At 33.2% G+C, this 3,325-nt stretch carries 6 protein-coding genes; 4 read left to right on the plus strand and 2 right to left on the minus strand.

All coding sequences use genetic code 11. The features are described 5' to 3' along the window. Window positions 1–365: 365 nt before the first annotated feature. A complete protein-coding gene (locus ED2_RS14295; RefSeq protein ID WP_002293183.1) occupies window positions 366–497 on the minus strand; it encodes an enterocin L50 family leaderless bacteriocin in 132 nt (43 codons plus the stop codon). Window positions 498–516: 19 nt separating this feature from the next. After that, on the minus strand, window positions 517–651 hold the full coding sequence (locus ED2_RS14300; protein ID WP_002293184.1) for an enterocin L50 family leaderless bacteriocin: 135 nt from the start codon (window positions 649–651) through the stop codon (window positions 517–519). 262 nt (window positions 652–913) lie between these two features. Here ED2_RS14300 and ED2_RS14305 point away from each other — a divergent pair, with 262 nt between their 5' ends. The 4 genes from ED2_RS14305 to ED2_RS14320 all read left to right on the plus strand — a co-directional run bounded on the left by ED2_RS14305 (window position 914) and on the right by ED2_RS14320 (window position 3,264). After that, window positions 914–1,873 carry an IS30-like element IS1252 family transposase gene (locus ED2_RS14305; protein WP_000222577.1) on the plus strand — a complete coding sequence of 320 codons (960 nt, stop codon included), beginning with the start codon at window positions 914–916 and terminating at the stop codon, window positions 1,871–1,873. A gap of 58 nt (window positions 1,874–1,931) precedes the next feature. Then, entirely contained in the window at window positions 1,932–2,303 is a 372-nt protein-coding gene (locus ED2_RS14310; RefSeq protein ID WP_060789920.1) for a hypothetical protein, read from the plus strand. 114 nt (window positions 2,304–2,417) lie between these two features. Continuing rightward, window positions 2,418–2,684, plus strand: a complete 267-nt coding sequence (locus ED2_RS14315) for a DUF3781 domain-containing protein (RefSeq protein ID WP_060789921.1) — start codon at window positions 2,418–2,420, stop codon at window positions 2,682–2,684. Then, window positions 2,677–3,264 carry a recombinase family protein gene (locus ED2_RS14320; protein ID WP_060789922.1) on the plus strand — a complete coding sequence of 196 codons (588 nt, stop codon included), beginning with the start codon at window positions 2,677–2,679 and terminating at the stop codon, window positions 3,262–3,264. The genes ED2_RS14315 and ED2_RS14320 overlap by 8 nt, the downstream gene beginning before the upstream one ends. Window positions 3,265–3,325 lie beyond the last annotated feature (61 nt).

Here is a 3,325-nt window from a genome sequence, read left to right on the forward strand (position 1 = left end):
CATTTGTTTAAAATTTTCTTCATATCGGGTCATAAAAATTCATCCTCTCGTAGATAAGTTTAATTTATTCTTGTCTCTACGAAAAGCTGTCTAAGATTTGATACTAACACCACAAATTATAAAGAAATAATTACCTATCATTAACTAAATTTTGGGGTGGCTATATTTGTCTGATACTAGTAAGCAAAACGTGACCAGTCAAATTGATTCATTAGTATACTGATATAGGGTTATCCTCAAAAAAATAAAATAGTAATTATTATCTAGCGTTAAGCCGAATGTTTACACAACAAAAAACTACAAAGAATACAAGGATATCCTTATAACTTTATAGTCTTTTTTAAAAATTTAGTTTAGTTTAAACATTAATGTCTTTTTAGCCATTTTTCAATTTGATCTATTGTCCATCCTTGTCCAATAAATTGCATGATTTGTTTGTAGAATTTTTTGATTAGTGGCCACCCAAACTTTGTCACTAGTTTTGCGATTGCTCCCATGTACTAACACATCCTTATTTTAAATATGTTTTTTAATCCACTCAATGATTTTGTTAATTGCCCATCCTTCTCCAATAAACTGCATAATTTGTTTGTAATATTTTTTAACAATAGGCCACCCAAACTTTGCTACTAATTTTGCGATTGCTCCCATAATATAACTCCTCCAATCATTTTTTTTGTTCATAATAATTGTATATCACACAAAAACAAAAAAAATATTTGACAAAATATATATTTATGCATAGAAGATGTATTGTTGCAAATACTAGCTTTCCACAATTAAATTTTTTTCTCTTAGAAGAAAAATTTTTTAAAATACGCCGATTGTAAAATTAAGCTAGACAAATAAATAAGCCATTCGTGCTACACTCAAAATGTAATTCCGACTAAAGAAAACATAGGAGTGATCACGAATGACCTACACCCATCTTACCACGGATGAACTGGTGATGATAGAGTCTTACTACCACCAAAACATCAAAATTGTGAAAATTGCTGAGTACCTGAAACGATCTCGAACACCGATTTATAACGTCATTAATTTCTTGAAAGAAGGCCATACGGCCCTCGAATACTACCAACAGTATAAAGAAAATAAGAAACGGTGTGGCAGACGAAACATCGTCTTGCCAAAGAAACAACAGTCCTACATTAAAGAAAAAATTGCCCAAGGCTGGACGCCAGACGTTATCATTGGGCGTAAAGAGAAACCAATCAGCTGTTCCGTAAGAACCCTTTATCGCCAGTTCAAGGAAAAGGTGTTCGATGAATCGACTTTGCCCATGAAGGGTAAGCGGAAACCAAATGGACATCAAGAACGCCGAGGAAAACAGGCTTTTAAACGGAATATCGTTGAAAGAGAAACTGATTACCCGACATTTAAAGAAGAGTTCGGCCATATCGAAGGCGATACCATTGTAGGCATTCATCATAAGAGTGCTGTCATAACTTTGGTAGAACGTCTATCGAAAATCATCATCACCTTGAAGCCCGAGGGGCGCAAGGCGATCGATATTGAGAATACTCTGAACCACTGGTTTGGATCGATTCCCAGACATTTATTTAAATCCATTACCTTTGATTGTGGGAAAGAATTCTCTAATTGGAAGGCTTTAAGTAACCAACATGACATCGCTATTTATTTCGCTGATCCAGGGACTCCTTCGCAACGAGCACTGAATGAAAATTCCAATGGCTTGCTGCGAAAAGATGGTCTGCCAAAAAACATGGATTTTAATCAAGTCGACCAAGCTTTTATCTCTTCAGTGGCGAATAAGAGAAACAATATTCCACGAAAGTCCTTGGATTATCAAACACCCCTGGAAGTATTTATGAGTTACATGAATGAAGATATTTTGTCTAGCTTAATTTGACAAATCAAAATTAGTAAATAAAAACTCTAGAATCAATGGTAAATATATAGCCAATGATATGGTGAGACTAAGGATTGAATCCAATGAACTTTTTGGCTATCAAGGCTATATTCCACAATCTGCCCCTGAACTACACGTTATTGATTATCTATTATACTTCTATGACGAAGACGAGAAAGAACAACCATTAGAACCAGAGTTAATTTCAATAAAAGAGTATACAGAATTAAGTAAACACAATATTGATACAGGAGAGCAAATCTCAAAAATGTATGCTTTACCGTTTCTTAGTAGCCCTGATAAATTCGGAGATACTTATAATGAGTATACAGAAATATTGTCACAAGCTTCAAAAGCAAAATTTTATAAAATTCCTTTCACTAAAGATGAAAATGAACGAGCGATTTGGGTAAATAATTTGGTTCAATAATAATTTTCAGTACAAAACCAAAAATAGTTCAATAGAGTATACTCTGTTGGCTTTTTTAGTTATCTATGATATAATAGGTTTATAAGTAGACAATAGAGTTGCGCAAGGAGATTTATGGATTTAAAAGAAGTTGTACTTAAAAATATTTGCTATACGGATTTAGTTTATCAAAGGATAAATAAAAAATTAGGTATAAGTTTATCTAAAATTGATATAGAAAGTCTTATTTATCGAACTATATTGGACAATTATGTTACCATATCTAAGATTGGTAAAAATTTTTATATTAAAAATCCCAATAATCATATTCAAGTTACCGTTAATTCTAATACTTATCGAGTAATAACAGTTGATAAAATTAAAGGTATTAATTATGACTAAAATAGGATATGCACGTGTCTCAAGTAAAGAACAAAACCTTGATAGACAATTACAAGCCTTAGAAAGCGTTTCTAAGGTCTTTTCAGACAAAGTAAGTGGAGCTACTACCGAAAGACCACAATTACAAGCAATGCTTGACTATATACGTGAGGGCGATATTGTGGTGGTTGCTGAATTAGATCGCTTAGGTCGTAATAATAAAGACCTAACTAAGATCATGAATACCATTCAACAAAAAGGCGCTACTTTAGAGGTCTTAAACTTACCTTCAATGTCTGGTATTGAAGATGATAATTTAAGACGACTCATCAATAATCTTGTTATTGAGCTTTACAAGTATCAGGCTGAGTCTGAAAGAAAAAGAATAAGAGAACGGCAAGCGCAGGGAATTGTACTTGCCAAAGAAAACGGTAAATTTAAAGGTGGCAAGCCTAAATTTAGCGAAAATGACCCTCGCCTTCAGCTAGCTTTCAAACTTTATCTTGAAGGTGCTACTGAAAAAGATGTAGAAAGACAGACAGGTATCAATCGGAGGACATTTCAAAGATACAGAAAAAAGTTCAATATTCATAGAACATAAAAAAGCCATATAGGCTTTTATTTTTTGTCTCACGAAATCGTGACGGTTTATTGTTTAGGGG

The organism is Enterococcus durans NBRC 100479 = LMG 10746 (genome assembly GCF_001544215.1).
In the GTDB taxonomy this organism is placed as follows: Bacteria; Bacillota; Bacilli; order Lactobacillales; family Enterococcaceae; genus Enterococcus_B; species Enterococcus_B durans.